Consider the following 2963-nt stretch of genomic DNA (forward strand, 5'->3'; position numbering starts at 1 on the left):
ATTTAGGTTAAGTCCTCGATCGATTAGTATCTGTCAGCTCCATGTGTCGCCACACTTCCACCTCAGACCTATCAACCTGATCATCTTTCAGGGATCTTACTTCCTTGCGGAATGGGAAATCTCATCTTGAGGGGGGCTTCATGCTTAGATGCTTTCAGCACTTATCCCGTCCGCACATAGCTACCCAGCGATGCCCTTGGCAGAACAACTGGTACACCAGCGGTGCGTCCATCCCGGTCCTCTCGTACTAAGGACAGCTCCTCTCAAATTTCCTGCGCCCGCGACGGATAGGGACCGAACTGTCTCACGACGTTCTGAACCCAGCTCGCGTACCGCTTTAATGGGCGAACAGCCCAACCCTTGGGACCGACTACAGCCCCAGGATGCGATGAGCCGACATCGAGGTGCCAAACCTCCCCGTCGATGTGGACTCTTGGGGGAGATAAGCCTGTTATCCCCGGGGTAGCTTTTATCCGTTGAGCGATGGCCCTTCCATGCGGAACCACCGGATCACTAAGCCCGACTTTCGTCCCTGCTCGACTTGTAGGTCTCGCAGTCAAGCTCCCTTGTGCCTTTACACTCTGCGAATGATTTCCAACCATTCTGAGGGAACCTTTGGGCGCCTCCGTTACCTTTTAGGAGGCGACCGCCCCAGTCAAACTGCCCACCTGACACTGTCTCCCCGCCCGATAAGGGCGGCGGGTTAGAAGGTCAATACAGCCAGGGTAGTATCCCACCGATGCCTCCACCGAAGCTGGCGCTCCGGTTTCCAAGGCTCCTACCTATCCTGTACAAGCTGTACCAACATTCAATATCAGGCTGCAGTAAAGCTCCACGGGGTCTTTCCGTCCTGTCGCGGGTAACCTGCATCTTCACAGGTACTATAATTTCACCGAGTCTCTCGTTGAGACAGTGCCCAGATCGTTGCGCCTTTCGTGCGGGTCGGAACTTACCCGACAAGGAATTTCGCTACCTTAGGACCGTTATAGTTACGGCCGCCGTTTACTGGGGCTTCAATTCGCACCTTCGCTTACGCTAAGCGCTCCTCTTAACCTTCCAGCACCGGGCAGGCGTCAGCCCCTATACTTCGCCTTACGGCTTCGCAGAGACCTGTGTTTTTGCTAAACAGTCGCCTGGGCCTATTCACTGCGGCTCTCTCGGGCTTGCACCCTAACAGAGCACCCCTTCTCCCGAAGTTACGGGGTCATTTTGCCGAGTTCCTTAACGAGAGTTCTCTCGATCACCTTAGGATTCTCTCCTCGCCTACCTGTGTCGGTTTGCGGTACGGGCACCTCTCACCTCGCTAGAGGCTTTTCTTGGCAGTGTGGAATCAGGAACTTCGCTACTATATTTCGCTCGCCATCACAGCTCAGCCTTATGGGAAACGGATTTGCCTATTTCCCAGCCTAACTGCTTGGACGCGGATATCCAATACCGCGCTTACCCTATCCTCCTGCGTCCCCCCATTGCTCAAATGGTGAGGAGGTGGTACAGGAATATCAACCTGTTGTCCATCGCCTACGCCTTTCGGCCTCGGCTTAGGTCCCGACTAACCCTGAGCGGACGAGCCTTCCTCAGGAAACCTTAGGCATTCGGTGGAGGGGATTCTCACCCCTCTTTCGCTACTCATACCGGCATTCTCACTTCTAAGCGCTCCACGAGTCCTTCCGGTCTCGCTTCACAGCCCTTAGAACGCTCTCCTACCACTGTTCGTAAGAACAGTCCGCAGCTTCGGTGATACGTTTAGCCCCGGTACATTTTCGGCGCAGAGTCACTCGACCAGTGAGCTATTACGCACTCTTTAAATGGTGGCTGCTTCTAAGCCAACATCCTGGTTGTCTAAGCAACTCCACATCCTTTTCCACTTAACGTATACTTTGGGACCTTAGCTGGCGGTCTGGGCTGTTTCCCTTTCGACTACGGATCTTATCACTCGCAGTCTGACTCCCAAGGATAAGTCTTTGGCATTCGGAGTTTGACTGAATTCGGTAACCCGGTAGGGGCCCCTAGTCCAATCAGTGCTCTACCTCCAAGACTCTTACCTTGAGGCTAGCCCTAAAGCTATTTCGGAGAGAACCAGCTATCTCCAGGTTCGATTGGCATTTCACCCCTACCCACACCTCATCCCCGCACTTTTCAACGTGCGTGGGTTCGGGCCTCCATTCAGTGTTACCTGAACTTCACCCTGGACATGGGTAGATCACCTGGTTTCGGGTCTACGACCACGTACTCATGCGCCCTATTCAGACTCGCTTTCGCTGCGGCTCCGTCTTTTCAAACTTAACCTTGCACGGGATCGTAACTCGCCGGTTCATTCTACAAAAGGCACGCCATCACCCGTTAACGGGCTCTGACTACTTGTAGGCACACGGTTTCAGGATCTCTTTCACTCCCCTTCCGGGGTGCTTTTCACCTTTCCCTCACGGTACTGGTTCACTATCGGTCACTAGGGAGTATTTAGCCTTGGGAGATGGTCCTCCCGGATTCCGACGGAATTTCACGTGTTCCGCCGTACTCAGGATCCACTCAGGAGAGAACGAAGTTTTGACTACAGGGCTGTTACCTCCTATGGCGGGCCTTTCCAGACCTCTTCATCTACCTCGTTCTTTTGTAACTCCGTACAGAGTGTCCTACAACCCCAAGAGGCAAGCCTCTTGGTTTGGGCTGTTCCCGTTTCGCTCGCCGCTACTCAGGGAATCGCATTTGCTTTCTCTTCCTCCGGGTACTTAGATGTTTCAGTTCCCCGGGTCTGCCTTCTCATATCCTATGAATTCAGATATGGATACTGCTCCATTACGAGCAGTGGGTTTCCCCATTCGGAAATCTCCGGATCAAAGCTTGCTTACAGCTCCCCGAAGCATATCGGTGTTCGTCCCGTCCTTCATCGGCTCCTAGTGCCAAGGCATCCACCGTGCGCCCTTTCTAACTTAACCGTTAAAAAGAATCACTACGTGATATCTTGC

At 53.5% G+C, this 2963-nt stretch carries 1 rRNA gene; it reads right to left on the minus strand.

The window, feature by feature from the left end:
- Positions 1 to 3: 3 nt before the first annotated feature.
- Positions 4 to 2933 (minus strand): 23S ribosomal RNA (locus LQ247_RS21960).
- Positions 2934 to 2963: the final 30 nt, after the last annotated feature.

Source organism: Bacillus sp. BS3(2021) (assembly GCF_021043345.1).
Classification (GTDB): domain Bacteria; phylum Bacillota; class Bacilli; order Bacillales; family Bacillaceae; genus Bacillus; species Bacillus paralicheniformis.